This window comes from Mesorhizobium norvegicum (assembly GCF_004919685.1).
Lineage (GTDB): Bacteria > Pseudomonadota > Alphaproteobacteria > Rhizobiales > Rhizobiaceae > Mesorhizobium > Mesorhizobium norvegicum.
Window position 1 is genome coordinate 110,707 of the sequence record NZ_SMYZ01000004.1, and the last position, 20,223, is coordinate 130,929.

Below are 20,223 nucleotides of genomic sequence, written 5' to 3' on the forward strand. Positions count from 1 at the left end.
CAATGGCAACCGTTACCCTCACCAAGCTGACCAAGCGCTACGGCAATATCGGGATCGTGCATGGCATCAACCTCGATATCGCCGACCGCGAATTCATCGCCCTGGTCGGCCCGTCCGGCTGCGGCAAGTCGACGACGCTGCGCATGATCGCCGGGCTGGAAGAAATCAGCGCCGGCTCGATCGAGATCGGCGGGCGTGTCGTCAACGACCTGCCGCCGCGCTCGCGCAACATCTCGATGGTGTTCCAGTCCTACGCGCTCTATCCGCACATGACGGTGCGCGAGAACCTCGGCTTTTCCCTGAAGATCGCGGGGGCGGCCAAGGAAGACATGGAGCGCCGCGTCGCCGAGGCCTCGGCCATCCTCGGCCTCGACACGCTGCTGGATCGTCGCCCGTCGCAACTGTCCGGCGGCCAGCGCCAGCGCGTCGCCATGGGCCGCGCCATCGTGCGCGATCCAGACGTGTTCCTGTTCGACGAGCCACTCTCCAACCTCGACGCCAAATTGCGCACGCAGATGCGCACCGAGATCAAGAAGCTTCATGCCAAGGTGCAATCGACGGTGATCTACGTCACCCATGACCAGGTCGAAGCGATGACGCTCGCCGACCGCATCGTCATCATGCGCGACGGCCATATCGAACAGGTAGGCACGCCCGACGAGGTCTTCCGGCGGCCGGCGACACGCTTCGTCGCCGGCTTCATCGGCTCGCCGCCGATGAATTTGCACGAGGCCACGATCGATGACGGCCAGATGGTTTTCGCCAGCGGCGAAAGACTGCCGCTGCCCGGCCAGTTCAAGGCCAACGTCGCGACCGCCGATAAGGTCGTGTTCGGGCTGCGGCCGGACGACATCTATCCGACCGGCCATGGCATCAGTTCCGGCGGTGCGGCCGACGTCCACCAGATCGAACTGCCGATCACCGTCACCGAACCGCTCGGCAACGAGACGCTGGTGTTCGTCGAATTCAACGGCACGGATTGGGTGACGCGCATGCTGAACCCGAGACCGCTGAGGCCGGGCGAGCGGGTCGCCATGAGCCTCGACATGTCGCAGGCGCATCTGTTTGCCACTGAGACCGGAAAGACATTGCGGAGCTGATCGGCATGACCAGAATTGAGAAAGTCGAATTGCGGATGGTGGACCTTGTGCCCAAGGTCAAGCGCACCGACGCGATCCAGAGCTTCGTCAGCCAGGAAACGCCGATCGTCACCATCACCGATTCCGACGGCGCGGTCGGCACCGGTTACAGCTACACGATCGGCACCGGCGGTTCGTCGGTGATGCGGCTCCTGTCCGACCATCTGGTGCCGCGCCTGATCGGCCGCGACCCCGATAGGATCGAGGCGATCTGGCACGATCTCGAATTCACCACGCATGCCACCACCATCGGCGCAATCACGGCCATCGCCATCGCCGCCATCGATACAGCACTTTGGGATCTGCGGGCGAAGAAGCAGAACCTGCCTTTGTGGAAACTGGCCGGCGGCGCCAAGGACCGCTGCCCGCTCTACACGACCGAAGGCGGCTGGCTGCACATCGAGACGCAGGCGCTGGTCGACGATGCGTTGGCTGCCAAGGGGAAGGGCTTTCGCGGCTCGAAGGTGAAGATCGGCAGACCGCACGGCTCGGAAGATCTTGCCCGCCTGTCGGCGGTGCGCAAGGCGGTCGGCGACGGCTACGAGATCATGACCGATGCCAATCAGGGATTCTCGGTCGACGAGGCGATCCGGCGTGCCGCCAGGCTGCGCGAGCTTGACCTCGCCTGGATCGAGGAGCCGCTGCCGGCCGACGACATTGACGGGCATGTGCGCCTGTCGAACTCGACGCCAACGCCGATCGCCATCGGCGAGTCACTCTACTCCATCCGGCATTTTCGCGAATACATGCAGAAAGGCGCCTGCTCGATCGTGCAGGTCGATGTCGGCCGCATCGGCGGCATCACGCCCTGGCTCAAGATTGCGCACGCGGCGGAGGCCTTCGACATTCCGGTCTGTCCACATTTCCTGATGGAGCTGCATGTCAGCCTGACCTGCGCTGTTCAGAACGGCCGATATGTCGAGTACATTCCGCAACTCGACCAGTTGACCGGCAAGCGAATGCGCATCGAGGATGGCCAGGCGCTGGCGCCGGACGAACCGGGCATCGGCATCGACTGGGACTGGGACGCGGTCAAGGCCATGAGCATCGCCGAATTCACCACGGCGATCACCAAATAGGGGAACTGATATGCAGCGGATGGGGATGGTTCTGGGACTGAAGCCGGAAAAGGTCGAGGAGTATGTCCGCCTGCATGCCGCCGTCTGGCCCGATGTGCTGACCATGATCTCGGCCTGCAACATCAAGAACTATTCGATCTACCTGAAGCGGCCGGAGAACCTGCTGTTCAGCACGTTCGAGTACCATGGCACCGACTATGCCGCCGACATGGCCAAGATGGCGGCCGACCCGAAGACGCAGGAATGGTGGGCGGTCTGCATGCCTTGCCAGGAGCCGTTGGCGACCCGAAAGGAAGGCGAGTGGTGGGCTGAGATGGATGAGGTCTTCCATCATGACTGAAGGCGGTTTCGACCCTGCCTTGCTCGTCCAGTCCTGGCCCAAACCCTCCAAGCCCCGGCCGATCGTCACCTTCGGCGCCGGATCGATCGTCGGCGACGCGCATTTCCCGGCCTATCGGAAGGCCGGCTTTCCTATCGCCGGCCTCTACGACCCCGACCACGCCAGAGCTGAAAAACTGGCCAACCAATGGGGCGTGACAGCCTTTCGCTCGGCCGAGGAGGCTGCCGCCGTCGAGGGTGCGATCTTCGACCTCGCGACGCCGCCCTCGCGTCATGCCGATGTGCTGAAATCCTTGCCCGATGGCGCCGTAGCGCTGATCCAGAAGCCGATGGGCAGCAACCTTGCCGAGGCTACTGCGATCCTCGAAACCTGCCGCGCCAGGAAGCTGCATGCGGCGGTGAACTTCCAGCTGCGCTTCGCGCCGATGATGCTGGCGCTGAAGGACGCGATCGGCAAGGGCTGGCTCGGCGAGATCGTCGACTTCGACGCCTGGCTGGCGCTGGCGACACCGTGGGAGCTGTGGGAATTCCTGCTCAAGGCGCCGCGCGTCGAGATCGCCATGCATTCGATCCACTATCTCGATCTGATCCGGCAGTTGCTCGGCGACCCGCAAGGCGTCCACGCCAAGACGCTCGGCCACCCCAAACACGCGGTGGCGCAGACGCGTACCAGCGCCATTCTCGACTATGGCGACACCGTGCGCTGCGCCCTGTCGATCAACCACGACCACAAGTTCGGCCGCCGGCACCAGGCCTGCGAGTTCCGCATCTGCGGCACCGAGGGCGCTGCCTATCTCAAGCTTGGCCTCAATCTCGACTATCCCACAGGCGAGCCGGACATTCTGGAGATCCATCCGAAAGGCGGAACGGACTGGGTCGCGGTGCCCTTGGCCGGCGAGTGGTTTCCCGACGCCTTCGTCGGCCGCATGGCCAATGTCCAGCGCTTTGCGGCCGGAGAAGATGCTACGCTGATCAGCCCGGTCGAAGATGCGTGGGGCACAATGGCGCTGGTCGAGGCCGCGTATCAATCGAGTGCGGCACCGGCAACGCCGATCGCGGAAAGACCCTGATGGAACAGATCCAGTATTTCGAGGACTATGAGATTGGTGCGTCGCGCCTTACCAGCGGCCGCACCATCACCGAAACCGACTTCATCGTCCATGCCGGCCATACCGGCGATTTCTTCCCGCATCACATGGATGCCGAGTTCATGAAGACGACGCCATTCGGCCAGCGCATTGCGCATGGCACGCTGGTGTTCTCGGTGGGCGTTGGCCTGACGGCAAGCGTCGTCAATCCCGTCGCCTTTTCCTATGGCTATGACCGGCTGCGCTTCATCAAGCCGGTGTTCATCGGCGACACGATCCGCACACGGACCACCATCGCAGCCAGGGAAGACGACCCGAAGCGACCGGGTTCAGGACGGGTGATCGAGCGCTGCGAGGTGATCAACCAGCGCGGCGACGTGGTGCTGGCGGCCGACCACATCTACATCGTCGAACGCAGGCCGGCGCAGGGCTGAGACTCAGGAAATTCCTACGAGCCCGTGGCGCGCGCGGTGATGCGTTCGAGCCCGAGCAGCAGGGCCAGCGTTGCCACGACCAGGATCATGGTCAGTGCGGCACCGGCAAAGATGTCGCCGCGATCGGTGAGGCTGAAGATCGAGACCGGCAGTGTCACCCAACCCGGCGGGTAGACCATGACGGTGGCGCCGAGTTCACCCATGGACAGCGCGAAGCTCAGACCGAAGGCGGCGACCAGATAGGGCGCGAGCAAGGGCAACGTTACGTGCCACAGCCGATAGGCGGGCCGCGCGCCGAGGCTCGACGCCACCTGCTCGAAATCGGGTGACAGCCGTGCCAGGCCGGCCGAGACATTGCCGAAGGTGAAGGCCGAGATCAGCACGAAATGCGCGATCATGACGATCGCCACCGTGCCGTTGAGCAGCAGCGGCGGATGGCTGAACGCGACCAGCAGGCCAAGGCCGACGGACACCGAAGGCACAGCACTTGGGATGAAGAACAAAAGACCCAGCAACCGCCGCAAGGCATGACCCTGGAGGCGCAGCGACAGTGCCGCCCAGGTGCCGCTGACCAGCGCCAGCGCGCTGGCCAGGAAACCGGTGATCAGGCTGGCCTTGACGGCGTTCCACGCCTGCCCTTTGACGACATCGGTATAATGCTCCGTCGTCAGGCCATTGGGCAGCACACCGTTCCATTGGTCGGCGAGGCTGGACAAGAGGATGACCGCAAGCGGCGCCAGGAACAGCACGCCGAACAGCAGTGCGAACAGCAGCCACAGGACAAGGCGACCGGAGCGCGACCAGACCAGCATGGCTAGGCTCCCAACCGGCCGGCGGCGAAACGGTAAAGGCCGAACAGGCCGAGCGACAGCGCGATGTTGACCACGGCAATGATGCAGGCGACCTGATAGGCTGATTCCTGGATCGCCTTGCCGTAGATCAGCAGCGGCAGGGTGATGACGCCCTTGGCGCCGATGAACAGCACGATGCCGAATTCGTTGACGGTCAAAAGCAGGCACAGGCTGCCGCCGGCGATGAGCGCGGGAACCGCCGCCGGCAGGATGATTTGACGGACGATGCGAAACGGCCTTGCGCCGAGCACGCTCGCTGCCTCGATCTGGCCATGGTCAACCAATGAGAAGGCCGCAAGCAGCGGCCGCAGGATGAAGGGTGTGTAGACAGTGACCTCGGCCAGGATCACGCCCCACGCCGAATAGAGGAAATCGACGGGCGGCAGCGGCAGCGAAAAGGTCTCCATCAGCCCGGCATTGAGCATGCCGGCGGAGCCGTAGAGGAAGGTGAAGGCCAGCGTCACCAGGAATGTCGGCAGCGCGATGAAGGTATCGATCAGCCGGGCGATGAAGCCGCTGCCGGGGAATGGCACGAAGGCCAGGATCAGCGCCAGCACGAGGCCGACGACCAGGCATCCGGCTGTCGCCGCGACCGAGATCGACACCGTGTTGATCAGCGCGTTGAGGAAGAAGCGCGAATGCAGCACGCGGATGACTTCAGCGAAATTGGCGATGCCACTGTCATCGAGGAAGGCCTGCCGGGCGATCAGCGCCAGCGGGTAGAAGAACAGCAGCGCCAGCAGGGCCGCCGGCGGCACGATCCACAGCTTTCCGGGTTCCCTCCGAACCGCCGGCGCGCGAAGTGCGACCGCCTCAGACACCGGCATCTTCCGGGAGAAGCGAGGTGTCGGCGGGCGCGAAGAAGAGCGGTACCTTGGCGCCGGGTTCGGGCAAGGCGATCGGCAGCCTGGTCGCAGAGACACGCACCGGCGTGCCGTCGACATCGAGCACAAGGTGGGTCAGTTCGCCCTGCCAGTGCACTTCCCTGAGCGTGCCGACGATGCGGTTGGTATGTTCACTATCGGCCGTCAGGCTCAGATGCTGCGGCCTGATGCAGAGCAGGCTCTTGTCGCCTGCCTTCTCGTTGCGGCCGGCGCCTGTGAGCAGCGCGTCGCCATGCCTTGCCGTGGCAAAACCCTTCGAGCCGACGGCCTCCGCAACAGTGACCGGCAGAAGATTGGCGCGGCCGAGGAACTCGGCAGTGAAGCGGTTTGGCGGACGGCGGTAGAGTTCGGTCGTCGGTCCATGCGAACAGACCCTGCCATCGCGCATGATGGCGATCTTGTCGGCAAGCGTCAGCGCCTCGGTCTGGTCGTGGGTGACGTAGAGGATCGTCAGACCCGGCAGGCTGCGGTGCAGCCGGGCAATCTCCTCGACCATGTTGCGGCGGATCTGCGCGTCGAGCGCCGAAAGCGGCTCGTCGAGCAGGAGCACGCGTGGCCGCACCGCGAGTGCGCGTGCAATCGCGACACGCTGCTGCTGGCCACCCGAGAGCTCGCGCGGATAGCGCCTGGCATAGGCCAACATGCCGACTGTGCCGAGCGCATCCTTGATCCGCTCGCCGATCAGCGCCTTGTCGGCGCCTTGTGCTCTGAGGCCGAAGGCGACGTTGTCCTCGACCCGCATATGCGGAAACAGCGCGTAGTTCTGCACCACCATGCCGAGCCCACGTTCATAGGGCGGCAGATCGGTCACGTCGGTGGCGCCGATGCGGATGCGCCCGCTGACAGGCCGCACGAAACCGGCCACGGCGCGCAGGGCGGTGGTCTTGCCGGAGCCGGACGGGCCGATCATCGCCAGGATTTCGCCCGGCGCGATATCCAGGGTCAGCGGATGCAGGACGACATGCGCGCCATAGGCGACGCTGACCTTGTCGAAATGGACGTTGGAGCCGGCGCCGCGAACCTTCGCGGCGTCGATGTCCATGACACTGGTACCAGTAAAGGCTGCGGCCGACATGGCGTGGTCCTCCAGGTTTCCCTTGCGGATCAACTTCCGGTCGCTTCGTTCCAGCGCTTGACGTAGTCGGGGAGCTTGCTCAGCGCGTCGTCCCAGTTCGGCGACCAAATGGTCACACCCTTCATCGCCTCCTGCGCCCTGGCGAAGTTGGCGTCATCCGGCTTCACGTCCTTGCGCGCCGGCATGCCGAGCGCAACGGAGCTAATGGTCGACTGCGCTTCCTTGGCCAGCAGGAAGTCGATCAGCTTCTTGCCGTTGTCGGCATTGGGCGCACCGGTGACCAGGCCGATTTCATAGGGCAGCGCGAAGGTGGAGCGCACACCGTCGGGACCCGCCGGCCAGAACACCTTGATGTTGGGATTGTCGGCCATCTGCGACATGTTCATCTGCAGATCGCCATTGGCGACATGCAGTTCGCCCTTGTTGACCAGTGCCGTCAGCTTGCCGGTCGAGGCGGAGGGGCCGACATTGTTGTCCTGCAGTTTCTTCATGAAGTCGAAGCCGGCATCCTCACCGCCGAAGGCATGGATCACCTGCAGCATGACGGCGGTGCCGTCGCCGGCCTGACCGGGGGTCGAGTACTGGATCTTGCCCTTGAACTTCGGGTCGAGCAGATCGTTATAGGCCTTCGGCGCTTCCGACAGCACGGCGCTGTTGTAGATGAAGTTCATGTAGTTGTTGACCAGCGGCCGGTACTTGTCGGTGCCGCCATCGATCTGGTCCGCCGCTTCCGGCTTGTAATCCTGCAGCAGCCCGTCGGCTGCGGCGCGCTGGACGAAGGGCGGCAAGGTCACCAGCACGTCGGCCTGCGGGTTCGACTTTTCCTTGGCGACGCGCTCGACGACACCGCCCGAGCCTGCCTCGATGTACTGCACGGTGATGCCGGTGGCTTTGGTGAAGGCGGCGAATTCGGTCTCGAACCAGCTGCCATTGCCGTCATGCAGGCCGTCGGCGGAATAGATGGTGACGACACCGTCGGCGAACGCCGGTCCGACAAGAGCCGACGACGACAACAGCGACGCGGCGAAGGCCATAACTATGGTTGCATTGCGCGATTTCATGATCAGTTCCCCTGTGATTGATGGCACATTCTGCGATGCACTGTGACGATCTCGCCTGTGGGCCGGAGGCTCATGCGGCGCCGTTCGATCTCGTCGTTGTGGCAACTCTGGGGATTGGCAATCGATAAGTAAAATCTATTTATTTTATGATAGACAAAGTTCTTCTGATAGTTGTCATGGAATTGTCGCAACGCTGTCGTGGCGGCAATCCGGGCTCGCCGAAGGCCGGTAATTGGCGGCAGAGGTGGCGGTGGTCAGGCGAATGTGACGCCTGCGGTCTGCGCCCGCAATCGCGGGTCGAACGAGCGGACAGTCACCAGCCGGCCGTCGAGGATTTCGAAGCAGCGGGCGAGCGTGTCGTCTTCGAGGCGACGCATCGCCTCCTGCGTGAAGAAGGTGAGATGCGGGAACAGGATGACGTTGTCGCGGCCGAACAGCGCGCTCATCGGATGACCCGATTTGGCCAGCGGTTCCACCGAATAGACGTCGAGCCCGGCGCCGCCGATGCGCCCCGAGATGATCGCCTCGACAAGGGCGGCCTCGTCGACCAGCGCGCCGCGCGAGACATTGACGATGATGGCGGAAGGCTTGAGGCAGGCGAGCTCGGCCTTGCCGATCAGGCCGCGCGTCCTGTCGTTCAGCACGCAATGGATGGAAACGAAGTCGCAGACACGAAGCATGGCGTGGAGGTCATCCATCTTTTCGACGCCGGCATTGCTCATCGTTGCGGCATCGACACCGGGATCAAAGCCAAGCACCCGCGCGCGAAACCCCTGCCCGGCCATGCGCGCCATGCTGCGGCCGATCTTGCCGCAACCGACGAGCCCAAGCGTGGCGCCAGACATGTCGCGTCCCAGCTAGCGCTGCTCGGGCCAGATCCAGCCGTCGCGCGACACCGCCGCGGTGATGGCTGGCAGCCGCTTGGCCAGCGCGATCATCAGCGCGAAGGCGCCTTCGGCGACGGTCTCCTCGGCATAGTCCGGCACGTTGACGACAGGAATGCCGCTCCGCATCGCGGCAGGGATGTCAATGGCATCGATGCCGACGCCATATTTGACGATGCCCTTCAATTTGGGCGCCGCGTCGATCACTCTGGCAGTGACCGGCGTGTAGCACATGAGCAGAAGGTCGGCGTCGGCGACCGCGCTGACGAGATCGGCTTCGGGGATGCCATCCGGCAGCGTCACCAGTTCGACGCCCCTCGCCCGCAAGCCGGCGTCGATTTCAGGGCATTCGAGTTCACTGTCGGTGCGCACGGCCTTCATGGTCAGGCCGTCAGCACGGCGGCCTCGACGATGTCGAGCGCGTGGTCGAGATCGGTTTTCGAAATGACCAGCGGCGGCGACAGCGTCAGCACATTGCCTTGGCTGACCTTGAAGCTCAGGCCTTGTTCGAGGCAGGCGTAGAACACGCGCTCGGCGAGATCGCGCGCCGGCTGGCGCGTGGCGCGGTCCTCGACCAGCTCGACGCCGACCATCAGTCCCCGCCCGCGCACATCGCCGACATGGGGCGAGCGCGCCATCAGGTCGTGCATGCGTCCCAGCACGTGCCGGCCGAGTTCGGCCGCGCGCTCGACCAGCCCTTCTTCCAGGATGATGTCGATCGTCGTCAGTGCGGCGCGCGTCGTCACCGGGTTCTTTTCATGGGTGTAGTGACCGATGGCGAAGCCGCCGGTGACGTCGAGGTCGCGGCGCGCGATGACGGCGGCGATCGGCAGGATGCCGCCGCCGAGCGACTTGCCGAGGACGACGATGTCGGGCGTCACGCCATCATGCTCGTGCGCGAAGAATTTGCCGGTCTTGCCGAGGCCGGTCGGGATCTCGTCGAAGATCAGCAGCGTGCCGTGCCGGTCACAGGCCTCGCGCACCCGCTTCCAGAAGCCGGGCGGCGGCGGGTTGGGTGTCGCCCGCATCGGCTCGGCGACGACCGCCGCCACGTCCTGCTCGCGGCCAAGCACGTAGGCGATCATGTTGGCGCAAGCGAGCCCCGAAGCCTCCAGGGAATCGTGGCCATAGGGGCAGCGGTAACCATCCCACGGCGCGACATGTTCGGTGCCGGTCATCATCGGGCCGGCGATGTGGGAGCGGAAGGTCGCCTCGCCGCCGACGCTGGCGGCACCGAAGCCAGCGCCGTGAAAAGCATCCCAGAACGACACGGTCTTGAAGCGGCCGGTCGCGGCGCGGGCGATCTTCAGCGCGACCTCGATGGCGTCGGAACCACCGGTGGTGAACAGCACCTTGCCGAGATCACCCGGCGCCAGAGTGGCCAGCTTCTCGGCCAGTTCGACGGCGGGTTCGCAGGTGAAGCGGCGCGGTGCGAAGCAGAGGTCGTCGAGCTGCTTCTTGATCGCGGCCACCAGCCTCGGATGACCATAGCCGAGGTGATGCACGCTGTTGCCGTGGAAATCCATGAAGCGGCGGCCGGCGGTATCCTCGATCCAGATGCCTTCGGCTTTTGCGATCGTCGATAGACAGGGGCTGGACAGGCTCTGGTGCATGAAGGCGGCAGCGTCGCGATCGAGCAGGCCGCGGATCCGCGGATCGTCCTGCCCGGCATCCCAGCGGCCGCGCGCCGCCGTCGTGTTGGAATCGCCCTCGGTATGCACAAGTTCAGATATCGCGGCCATCATGGTCTCCGAAACGCGAATGAGGGAGCGACGAGCGCCCCCTCGATTGTTCTGCTCGCCAATGCCGTCCGGTCAGGACCAGGGCAGCGAAAATGTCTTCACATTGGTGTAGCTCTTCATCGCCTCGATGACGCCTTCCTTGTAGCCATTGCCCGAATCCTTGATGCCGCCGAACGGCGACATCTCGATGCGGTAGCCCGGCACTTCCCAGATGTTGACGGTACCGACCTCAAGGCCTGCGATGTATTTCTGCATGCGGCGGAAATCATTGGTGCAGACCCCCGACGACAGGCCGAAGGCGGTCGAGTTGGACAAAGCGATCAGCGCATCGTCATCGTCCGGCGCGCGAACGATCGGGATGATCGGCCCGAACGTCTCTTCCATCACCAGTTCGGATGTGTGCGGCACGCGATCGACGACGATCGGCGGCAGCAGCGCGCCCTGCCGGCCCGGATTGTAGAGGATTTCGGCGCCCTGTTCGGCGGCCATGTGGACACGGGCTTCGAACAGTGCAGCAGCCTTCTCGTGCACGACGGTGCCGAGGTCGGTCGAGCGGTCCATCGGGTCGCCGAAGCGGATCTTCTTTGCCCGCTCCAGCACCAGCGGCACGAAGCGGTCGGCGACGCTTTCCTGGACGAGGATGCGCTTGACCGCGGTGCAGCGCTGGCCGGAGTTTTTCGTCGCTCCGGCCACCGCCAGGTCCGCCGCCTTTGCCAGATCGTCGTCCGACAAATCGTTGAGGATGATCAGCGGGTCGTTGCCGCCCAGCTCCAGTACCTGGCGCTTGTAGCCGGCGGTGCGGGCGATCATCTTGCCGACCGGCACGCCGCCAGTGAAGGTGATCAGGTCGATGTTCCCGTTGGTGATCATCTCGTTGCCGATATCGGTCGGCCAGCCGGTCACCACCGACAGCATTTCGGGCGGCAGGCCGGCTTCGTAGAGAATGTCGGCCAGCAGCAACGCCGTCATCGGCGTCAATTCGGTCGGCTTGACCACCACGCAATTGTTGGTGGCGATTGCCGGCGCCACCTTGTGCGAGACCATGTTGAGCGGATGGTTGAACGGCGTGATCGCCGAGATCGCCTTCAGCGGTTCGCGCGTGGTGAAGATCTTGCGCGCCTTGCCGTGCGGGGTGAGATCGCAGGAGAAGATCTGGCCGTCGTCCTGGATGCACATCTGCGCCGACAGCGTGAACACGTCATAGGCGCGGCCGACCTCATAGAGCGAGTCGGCCTTGGAGATGCCAAGCTCGAGCGTGATCAGATCGGAGATTTCTTCGCGGCGCGACGCCAGCGCTTCGGCGGTACGAAACAGGATCTGCTGGCGCTCGTAGCGCGTCAGCTTCGATCTGTAGCCGGCGGCGATCTCGAAGGCCTGGCGAGCATGCTCGGCGCGCCCGGCCGGGACGGTGCCGATAACGGTGTCGTTCCAGGGGTAGCGCACCTCGACGACACCGTCGGCATCGACTTTCTTGCCGGCAATGCGCATCGGCTCGTGGCGGACCTTGATGGCAGGGTCAAGCTTGGTCATGTCAGTGTTCCCGGTGCTCAGAGAGCAACATTGATCTTTTGTCGGCGAGGCCATCGCGCTTTGGCAATGGCTTCCCCCACTCCGTCGCCGCTTCGCGGCGCCACCTCTCCCCCCTCCGGAGGGAGAGGAAGGGAGCCAAGGCCGGCGAGCTCAGCACCCTTCCTCTCCCCCGTCGATCGGGGGAGAGGTGGCCCGAAGGGCCGGAGTGGGGGTCGACCAGCACCATCATGGACGGCGACACACCCTACTGGCGCCCAACCCAACCGTCACGCCAGTGCCGCCGCCATGGTGGCGTAGTAGAAGGCGTCGAAGTTTCTCAACACAGGTTCGTTCGGCAGTTCCGGCAGCACCCGGTTGACGATGAACGGTACCTCCTGCTCGGTCAGCCCGCCATGCGAGCGCAGCGGTTCGTTGAGCGCTGCCAGATCATGGCGGTGCTCGCTGGTGCCGATGGTCTTGTTCTCGGTCGAGATCAGCACGATGTCGCCGATGCGGTCGGCCGGCAGTTCGAAGCGCTCGCAGGCGGTCGGGCTGTCGACGACCAGCATGATGCCGTCGATCTTGGCCAGCCTCGCCATGATATCGGCCTGATCGGCGCCATCAGGCAGATAGGCGGTGGCAAACGAGCCGAGCGCGCCATGGTGCACGACATAGGGGTCGGTGATCGGCAGGATGACGCGGGCGGCGTCCTTGCCTAGCCATTCGTCGAGCAGGTCCTGGACATAGACGACGTCGGGCGAGCCATCCGCCTTGTGCTTGGGCTTCATGCCATGGTCGGCGGTGACGACGATCGCCGCGCCCAGCGCATCGAGCTCGGTCAGGTACTTGTCGAACATTTCGTAGAAGGCGTTGGCCTGTGGCACACCAGGCGCGTATTTGTGCTGCACGTAGTCGGTCGTCGTCAGGTACATGATGTCGGGGCGGAACTCCTTCAGCAGCTGGACGCCTGCGGCGAAGACGAATTCCGACAGTTCGGCCGAATAGACCTCCGGCACCGGCAGCCCGAAATGCTTCGAGGCGTTGTCGATGCCGTGCTCGGCTTTGGTCGTGGCGTCCGACTTCTCCGCCGAGAAACACAACGCGCGGCCTTCATCGAAGGCGAGGCCTTTGCCGAGCAGCGCACGCAATTTGTCCTTGGCGGTCACCACGGCAACCTTGGCGCCGGCATCATAGAAGGCCTGAAAAATGGTCGGCGCGCGCAGGAAGCGCGGGTCGTTCATCATCACTTCCTTGCCGGTCTCGCGCTCGTAGAGGTAGTTGCCGCAGATGCCGTGCACTGACGGCGGGCGGCCGGTGGCGATCGACAGATTGTTGGGATTGGTGAAGCTCGGAATGACCGAGTGCGCAAAACGCACCGTGCCCTTTTGCTTGATCCTGACCAGCGCCGGCATCAGCCCGGCCTTGATCGCTTCGTCGAGATAGGCCGGTTCGCAGCCGTCAAGGCAGATGGCGATCGCCGGCACACGCGGCCAAGCGTAAGTGCGGCCGTTGACCGCGACGTTGATGGGAGACATCTGGTTCATCGAAAATCCTCGAAAATCAGCCGCTTCAGGCGGCGAGTTTGGCGCGCTCGGCGATTGCCGCGGCGGGTGGGGCGGCGGTGTCGACGCCCATTTCATGCAATGAGAAAGCTGCCGCCTCGACGACGCGGCGCATGACATGCTCATCCATCTGGCCGATGCAGCCGACGCGGAAGCTATCGACGGCGGTCAGCTTGCCCGGATAGATGATGAAGCCCTTGTCCTTCATCAGATCGTAGAAGCGGTCGAAGGCGAAATTGGCGTGAGCCGGGTTGAAGAAGGTGACGATGATCGGCGACAGCCAGCGGTCTTTCAGCAATGTTTCGAAGCCGAGCTCGCGCATCCCGGCCACCATGACGTCGCGGTTCCTGGTATAGCGGGCGCCACGCCCGGCAACGCCGCCTTCCGCCTCGTGCTGGCGCAGAGCTTCGAGGAAGGCGGCGACGACATGCGTCGGCGGCGTGTAGCGCCACTGGCCGGTCTTGTTCAGGTGCGCCCACTGCGCATGGACGTCGAGCGACAGCGAGTGGCTGCGGCCCTTGGCGGCTTCGAGCTCGTCCTTGCGGGCGATGATGAAGCCGAAACCCGGCACGCCCTCGATGCATTTGTTGGCCGACGAGACCATCGCCTCATAGCGGATCTCGTTGACGTCGAGCGCGACGGCGCCGAAGGCGCTCATGGAATCGACCAGCAATTTGCGGCCCTTGGCATGGACGGCTTGCGCAATCTCGGCGACCGGGTTGAGGATGCCGGAACTGGTTTCGCAATGGATGGCGATCACATGCGTGATGGCAGGGTCGGCCTCAAGCGCCGCCGCCACCTCGTCGCCGCGCGGCGGCAGATAGTCGCCTTTGTCGATCAGCGTGTAGGCGCGGCCGAGATACTGCATGGTCTGCGCGGCGCGCAGGCCGTAGGCGCCGTTGGCCAGGACCAGAACCTTGCCGTCCCTGGGCACGAACGAACCCAGCATCGCCTCGACGCAGAAGGAACCGCTGCCTTGCATCGGCACACAATCGAACTCGCCTTGCGTGTCACCGGTCAGCGCCAGTAGGCGGCGGCGCATGTCTGATGTCATGGCGCGGAAGTCGCCGTCCCAGGACCCCCAGTCGCGCAGCATTGCCTGCTTGACCGAATAGGCCGTGGTGAGCGGTCCTGGGGTCAGCAGATACGGCTCACCCAGCGCCGGCCTGGCCAGCGGCTCCGTGGCAAATTTCGTCTCGGCGAGCATATTGTCCTCCGCTCGATCTGCTTTTCGATGTGGCCTTATTCTTGGCCTGAATGACATATTTGTAAAATCGTTATTTTGTATCGAAGTATCGATTCTAACGATGGGTAAAAATTGCCACTCGCGAGCGGCGAATGCCGCCCGTCAGGCCAGCGCGGGCGCTATTGCGTCCGCGGCCTCACCGCCCCTCGCCAGCCGGCTTTCAAGCAGATCACCGCTCTGCGTCAGCAGCGGATAGGCGACCGAAGCCATCAGCGAATTGATTTCCTTCAGCGCCCGCACCGCCTCCAGATGGATGTCGCTGGTGTCGATGCTCTGCGGCATTCCCGACTGCAGGCGCCTGAGGTGGCGATCATGGCTCATGCGTTCCAGCTTGCGCATCCTTTCCTTCTCGACGACGAGTTGCCGCGCCGACTCGAGATCGCTCGACACCAGCACGTTGAGTGCAAGCTGCATGTTGGCCATGACACGGTTGTGAAGCCCGGCCAGTTCGCTCCAGCCGTCGCGTGAAAAGCGCAGGTTCTTGTCACGCAATTCCCCGGTGAGCACGAGCAGGTTCTTGGCAACGATGTCGCCGGCGCGTTCGAGATTGATGGCGAAATCGGTGAGCTCGATGCCGCGCTGCGCCTCGGCAGCTGTCATGCTGCCGCGATTGACTTCGGCAATGTAGAGCTTGATCTCGGTATGGGCGCGGTTGACCTCGTCATCGAGCTTCTGTGCCTGGCGGATCTGGTCGGCGGTGCCGGCGTCGAAGAAATCCATCACCGGGCGCAGCATCACTTCGACGACCTCGCCCATGCGCAGCAATTCGCGGGTCGCACTGGCCAGCACAAGACCGGGTGTGCGCATGACGGTGCGGTCAAGCGCGCTGGTGCGGCGTGACATGAGATCCACGCCCTCCCCTGCCTTTGCCGCCGGCCTGTCGGGGATCAGCAAGGTGACCAGCCGCTCCATCATGCCGGTGAAGGGCAAACAGCTGACGATCAGTGCCAGATTGAAAGCGAGATGCAGATTGACCAGCTGGCGGCCTTCGGTTGCGCCGAACAGATATGCGGGAAACACCACCGCCTGGAGAGCGAACAAGGCGGCGAGCGCGGCTATCCCCCGGAAGATCAGATTGCCGAGCGGGACACGCCGTGCCTCTACGGCATCGCCGCGCGTCAGCCACACCGCGATCAGCGCGCCGCCGCAATTGGCGCCGAGGATGAAGAACAGGCCGACCTCGACCGGCAAGACGCCTTGCGCGGCAAGCGTGACGAACAGCAGGATCGCCGCCACGCTGGAGTGGATCAGCCATGTGAACAGGGCCGCGGCGGCAAAGGCGGTGAAGTAATCCGCGCGCAGATAGGAAATCACCAGCGGCAGCAATGTGCTCTGCCGCATCGGCGCGGTCGCCTCGCCGATCATGTGCAGCGACAACAGAACGAATGCGATGCCCATCAGGATGCGCCCGCTTTGTTGGACGCCGCGCACCTCGAATTTCAGGACCATCGCGCCGCCAACCAGGATCAGCGCCGGCACCAGCCAGCTGAGGTCGAACGACAGCACCTGGACGACCAGGGCTGAACCGAGGTCGGCGCCAAGCAGGATCGCCAGCCCACCGGCGGTCGAAACCATGCCGCTGGCGGCAAACCCGGCCGCCAGCATGGCAACGGCGGTGGAGCTCTGCAGCAGCACCGCAAGCACGGTGCCGGCACCGGCTGACCTGAGCCGTGCGCCCCGCGCCTGCCTCAGCGCATCGCGCAACGCGGGACCGCAGGCGCGCTCAACCCCTGTGCGCACCATGCGCACCGCCCACAGCAGCAACATGACGGCGCCCGCCAGATGCAGCAGAATGATGGAAAATTGCATGGCCGCGCCTCCAACGGCCGGCAGAGACGTCGACCCATAGTAAGGCTGATGGCCGACCACGCATAAGTCAAATCGTTCATTTCTATCTTTTAGTTAGCACACCTTATGATAGACTGCCGACGATTTCGGGAATTTCGGAGGTATAGAAGATGCGCTACGTCCAGCTGCGGGCCTTTCACCAAGTGGCCATTTCCGGCGGTTTTTCGCGGGCTGCCGAAGCGCTGTTCCTGACCCAGCCGGCGATATCGGATCAGGTGCGCAAGCTCGAGGAAGAGTATGATGTGCTGCTGTTCAACCGGAACAAGAAGCAGGTCACGCTGACCCATTCGGGCCAGAAGCTGCTCGAAATAACCCACCGCATGTTCGATACCGAGCAGCAGGCGCTCGAGCTTCTGACGGAGTCACGCGCTTTGCGTTCCGGCACGCTGCGCATCGTTGCCGACGCCGCACATCATCTTCTGCACATCCTCGGCAGCTTCCGTGCCCGCTATCCCGGCGTCCAGGTTTCGGTGCGCGCCGGCAACACCGAGACGGTGATCAGCAGCCTCTACAGCTACGACGCCGACATCGGCGTGCTGGGCGAGGTGCCGACCGGGCGCGATTTCGAGGTGCTGAAACTCAACTCGACGCCGATCATCGCGTTTGCATCCGTCGATCACCCGCTGGCGGCGAAGAAATCGCTGACGCTCAAGCAACTCGCGCAGGAATCGCTGGTCATGCGCGAGCGCGGCTCGAAGACCCGTCAGAAGCTCGAGGACTTGGCCGCTGCGTCGAAGATCGAGCTCAGACCGGTGATCGAGGCCGAGGGTCGCGAAGCCGTCCGCGAGATCGTCGCTTCGGGCGCCGGCATCGGCTTTGTCTCGGCAGCCGAATTCGGCCAGGATTCGCGGCTGGTGCCGATCGCCATCGACGCTCCCGAGACCTTGATGGATGAAGCGCTGATCTGTCTACGCGAACGCAGCGGCGGCAAGCTCGTGCGCGCGTTCCTCGACATGGCGCGCTCGATGTCGGTGGATTAAGCCGCCGCCCTCACCTCCACCACATCCGCCTTCACCCGCTCCGACTTCGGATCATAGGGGCTGCGCAAATGCGCTGTCGCGGCATGGCGATCGCCGGCGAGGTCGATCTCGAAACGGCCGCCGGTGAGAAACGCCGCGTCGACGCCGGTCTCGTTCTCGATCAATCCGAGCGCCACCGAGCGGCCAAGCGTGTGGCCGTAGGCGGCCGAGCGGACCTCGCCGACCGGTTTGCCGTCGCGCAGGATCAGTTCGCCGCCCCACAGCATGGGTTCGGCGTCGTCGAGTGTGAACAGCACCACGCGCTTTGCCGGTGCTGCCGAGGGCCTTGCCTCGACGAGCGCGTCGCGGCCGATGAAACCATCAGGCTTGTCCATCGCGACAGCGAAGCCAAGCCCGGCCTGCCAGGGGTTGATATCAGGCGTCAATTCACGGCCCCAGGCGCGAAAACCCTTTTCGATGCGCAAGGCGTCGAGTGCGTAGTAACCGGCATCGGTCAAGCCAAATTCGCGGCCGGCCTCATGCAACGCCTCATAGACACCGACGGCGAATTCGGTCGGCACGATCAGTTCCCAGCCGAGTTCCCCGACATAGGTCATGCGGTTGGCATAGGCGGTGGCGTAGCCGATATCGATCTCGCAGATGGTGGCGAAGGGGAAGCCGGCGTTGGAAAGATCCGCCGAGGACAGTTTGCCCAACAGATCGCGCGATCGCGGCCCCATCAAGGCCAGCACCGCGTAGGACGAGGTGACGTCGGTCAGAATGGCATGGGCATTAGCCGGGATGTTTTTAACGATCCAGTCGGCATCGTGGACCGCTTGTGCGGAGCCGGTGACGATGAGGAATTTTTCGGCACCCAGCCGCATCACGGTGAGATCGCTTTCGTAGCCGCCACGCGCATTGAGTACGCCCGTGTAAACAGACGTACCGACCGGTACATCGATATTGCCGGCGCAAATCCGGTTGAGCACGACGCAGGCGTCGCGGCCTTGCACGAGAAGCTTGGCGAAGGAGGTCTGGTCAAAGATGGCGACGGCTTCGCGCGTCGCCTTCATCTCGAGGCGAACCGCCTCATGCCAGTTCTGGCGGCCGAAGGCGTAATCGTTCTCGGCCTTCTCTCCCGGGGCAGCGAACCAGTTGGCGCGCTCCCAGCCCATCTTGGAGCCAAAGCACGCGCCCTTGGCGGCAAGCCGGTCGTAGAGCGGCGAGCGGCGGAACGGCCGTGCGGTGTCCAGTTCGCGGTTCGGCCACGGCATGGCGTAGTGCAGGCCGAGCGTTTCCTTGACCCGGTCATGCAGCCAGCGCGGATTGTTGTTGAACGCGGCGAAGCGCCTGATATCGACCGGCCACAAATCCATGGTCGGCGTGCCGTTGACGATCCATTCGGCCAACGCCCTGCCCGCACCGCCGGCGCTGGCGATGCCCATCGAATTGAAGCCCGCGCCGACATAGAAGTTCTTGAGCTCCGGCGCCTCGCCAAGGAGAAAATTGTTGTCCGGCGTGAAGCTCTCGGGACCGTTGTAGAATTTCTTGACCTCGGCCTCAGCCAATTGCGGCACGCGGACAAGCGCGTTTTCCATCAGGATTTCGAACTGATCCCAATCGTCCGGCAACAGCGCGAACTCGAAATTCTCCGGAATGCCGTTCATGCCCCATGGCTTGGCATGCGGCTCGAAGCCGCCCATCACCAGGCCGCCGACCTCTTCCTTGAAATAGATGAAGCCGTCGGGGTCGCGCATGACCGGCAGGTCCGGATGCACGCCCTCGATCCTGCCGGTGACGATGTACATGTGCTCGGCCGAATGCAGCGGCACCGAGACGCCGCACATCAGCCCGACCTTGCGCGCCCATTGGCCGGCGCAGTTGACGACGATCTCGGCGGTGATGTTGCCGCGGTCGGTCTCGACGCCGCAGGCGACGCCGTTCCTGACGCTGATGCCGGTGACCTTGACCCGCTCGATGATCCTGGCGCCGCGATTGCGTGCGCCCTTGGCCAGCGATTGCGTGAGATCCGTCGGATTGGCCTTGCCGTCACCCGGCAGCCAGACGGCGCCGACCAGATCGTCGGTCGCCATGACCGGCCACAGATCGGCTGCCTCCTTCGGCGAGATGACGTCGATGGCGACCCCTTGAGCGCGCGCCGACGCGGCCGTGCGTTTCAGCACCGTCATGCGGTCGGCGGTACGCGCCACCGACAGCGAGCCGCAATTCTTCCAGCCCGTGGCCAGCCCGGTCTCGGCCTCCAGCTCGCCATAGAGCTGCGTGGAGTATTTGATCAGGCTGGTCATGTTGGAATGACTACGCAACTGACCGACAAGGCCGGCGGCATGCCAGGTGGTGCCGCCGCTGAGCTGCCCCTGCTCGAGCAACACGACATCGGTCCAACCAAGCCTGGTCAGATGATAGGCAACGGAGCAGCCGATGATGCCGCCGCCGACAATGACGACGCGCGCTTGCGTGGGGAATTCGTTTGCCATGGGACATCCTGCCGTTTTGACACCGGCT

General features: G+C 64.1%; 18 protein-coding genes. 6 read left to right on the forward strand and 12 right to left on the reverse strand.

Going from position 1 to position 20,223, the window contains the following annotated elements; translation table 11 throughout:
- Positions 1 to 2: 2 nt before the first annotated feature.
- The 5 genes from FCU66_RS02470 to FCU66_RS02490 are packed head-to-tail and all read left to right on the forward strand — an operon-like array spanning position 3 to position 4,079.
- Entirely contained in the window at positions 3 to 1,100 is a 1,098-nt protein-coding gene (locus tag FCU66_RS02470) for an ABC transporter ATP-binding protein (RefSeq protein ID WP_136619112.1), read from the forward strand.
- A 5-nt stretch (positions 1,101 to 1,105) separates the two neighbouring features.
- On the forward strand, positions 1,106 to 2,218 hold the full coding sequence (locus FCU66_RS02475) for a mandelate racemase/muconate lactonizing enzyme family protein (RefSeq protein WP_136619113.1): 1,113 nt from the start codon (positions 1,106 to 1,108) through the stop codon (positions 2,216 to 2,218).
- A gap of 10 nt (positions 2,219 to 2,228) precedes the next feature.
- The gene (locus tag FCU66_RS02480; protein WP_136619114.1) at positions 2,229 to 2,558 is read left to right on the forward strand and encodes an L-rhamnose mutarotase; all 330 of its coding nucleotides are present in this window, start codon (positions 2,229 to 2,231) and stop codon (positions 2,556 to 2,558) included.
- Positions 2,551 to 3,627, forward strand: a complete 1,077-nt coding sequence (locus tag FCU66_RS02485; protein WP_136619115.1) for a Gfo/Idh/MocA family protein — start codon at positions 2,551 to 2,553, stop codon at positions 3,625 to 3,627. The genes FCU66_RS02480 and FCU66_RS02485 overlap by 8 nt, the downstream gene beginning before the upstream one ends.
- A complete protein-coding gene (locus FCU66_RS02490; protein WP_168991945.1) occupies positions 3,624 to 4,079 on the forward strand; it encodes a MaoC/PaaZ C-terminal domain-containing protein in 456 nt (151 codons plus the stop codon). Before FCU66_RS02485 ends, FCU66_RS02490 begins: the two co-directional genes overlap by 4 nt.
- Positions 4,080 to 4,093: 14 nt before the next feature.
- On the opposite strand, the gene FCU66_RS02495 is transcribed toward FCU66_RS02490, so the two are convergent.
- The 11 genes from FCU66_RS02495 to FCU66_RS02540 form a co-directional block, all read right to left on the reverse strand.
- The gene (locus tag FCU66_RS02495; RefSeq protein ID WP_136619117.1) at positions 4,094 to 4,891 is read right to left on the reverse strand and encodes an ABC transporter permease subunit; all 798 of its coding nucleotides are present in this window, start codon (positions 4,889 to 4,891) and stop codon (positions 4,094 to 4,096) included.
- Between the two features lie 2 nt (positions 4,892 to 4,893).
- Positions 4,894 to 5,751, reverse strand: a complete 858-nt coding sequence (locus FCU66_RS02500) for a 2-aminoethylphosphonate ABC transporter permease subunit (protein ID WP_136619118.1) — start codon at positions 5,749 to 5,751, stop codon at positions 4,894 to 4,896.
- Entirely contained in the window at positions 5,744 to 6,889 is a 1,146-nt protein-coding gene (locus FCU66_RS02505; protein WP_136619119.1) for an ABC transporter ATP-binding protein, read from the reverse strand. Before FCU66_RS02505 ends, FCU66_RS02500 begins: the two co-directional genes overlap by 8 nt.
- A 29-nt stretch (positions 6,890 to 6,918) precedes the next feature.
- Positions 6,919 to 7,950, reverse strand: a complete 1,032-nt coding sequence (locus FCU66_RS02510) for a 2-aminoethylphosphonate ABC transporter substrate-binding protein (protein WP_136619120.1) — start codon at positions 7,948 to 7,950, stop codon at positions 6,919 to 6,921.
- Positions 7,951 to 8,204: 254 nt separating this feature from the next.
- Positions 8,205 to 8,795 carry an NAD(P)-dependent oxidoreductase gene (locus FCU66_RS41780; RefSeq protein ID WP_246093735.1) on the reverse strand — a complete coding sequence of 197 codons (591 nt, stop codon included), beginning with the start codon at positions 8,793 to 8,795 and terminating at the stop codon, positions 8,205 to 8,207.
- Between the two features lie 12 nt (positions 8,796 to 8,807).
- Positions 8,808 to 9,215: a Rossmann-fold NAD(P)-binding domain-containing protein gene (locus tag FCU66_RS41785; protein ID WP_246093737.1), complete on the reverse strand. Its 408-nt coding sequence runs from the start codon at positions 9,213 to 9,215 to the stop codon at positions 8,808 to 8,810.
- Between the two features lie 2 nt (positions 9,216 to 9,217).
- A complete protein-coding gene (gene pbfA / locus FCU66_RS02520) occupies positions 9,218 to 10,576 on the reverse strand; it encodes a (R)-1-hydroxy-2-aminoethylphosphonate ammonia-lyase (RefSeq protein ID WP_136619121.1) in 1,359 nt (452 codons plus the stop codon).
- A 72-nt stretch (positions 10,577 to 10,648) separates the two neighbouring features.
- A complete protein-coding gene (gene phnY / locus FCU66_RS02525; protein ID WP_136619122.1) occupies positions 10,649 to 12,106 on the reverse strand; it encodes a phosphonoacetaldehyde dehydrogenase in 1,458 nt (485 codons plus the stop codon).
- Positions 12,107 to 12,372: 266 nt separating this feature from the next.
- The gene (gene phnA, locus FCU66_RS02530; RefSeq protein WP_136619123.1) at positions 12,373 to 13,629 is read right to left on the reverse strand and encodes a phosphonoacetate hydrolase; all 1,257 of its coding nucleotides are present in this window, start codon (positions 13,627 to 13,629) and stop codon (positions 12,373 to 12,375) included.
- Between the two features lie 25 nt (positions 13,630 to 13,654).
- Positions 13,655 to 14,854, reverse strand: coding sequence for a 2-aminoethylphosphonate--pyruvate transaminase (locus FCU66_RS02535; protein ID WP_136619124.1), 1,200 nt, complete (start codon positions 14,852 to 14,854; stop codon positions 13,655 to 13,657).
- 141 nt (positions 14,855 to 14,995) lie between these two features.
- The gene (locus tag FCU66_RS02540) at positions 14,996 to 16,702 is read right to left on the reverse strand and encodes a Na/Pi cotransporter family protein (RefSeq protein WP_136619125.1); all 1,707 of its coding nucleotides are present in this window, start codon (positions 16,700 to 16,702) and stop codon (positions 14,996 to 14,998) included.
- A gap of 149 nt (positions 16,703 to 16,851) precedes the next feature.
- On the opposite strand from FCU66_RS02540, the gene FCU66_RS02545 reads away from it, so the two are divergent.
- Entirely contained in the window at positions 16,852 to 17,721 is an 870-nt protein-coding gene (locus tag FCU66_RS02545; RefSeq protein WP_136619126.1) for a LysR substrate-binding domain-containing protein, read from the forward strand.
- Here FCU66_RS02545 and FCU66_RS02550 read toward each other — a convergent pair.
- Positions 17,718 to 20,195 carry a GcvT family protein gene (locus tag FCU66_RS02550; protein ID WP_136619127.1) on the reverse strand — a complete coding sequence of 826 codons (2,478 nt, stop codon included), beginning with the start codon at positions 20,193 to 20,195 and terminating at the stop codon, positions 17,718 to 17,720. The genes FCU66_RS02545 and FCU66_RS02550 overlap by 4 nt on opposite strands.
- Positions 20,196 to 20,223 lie beyond the last annotated feature (28 nt).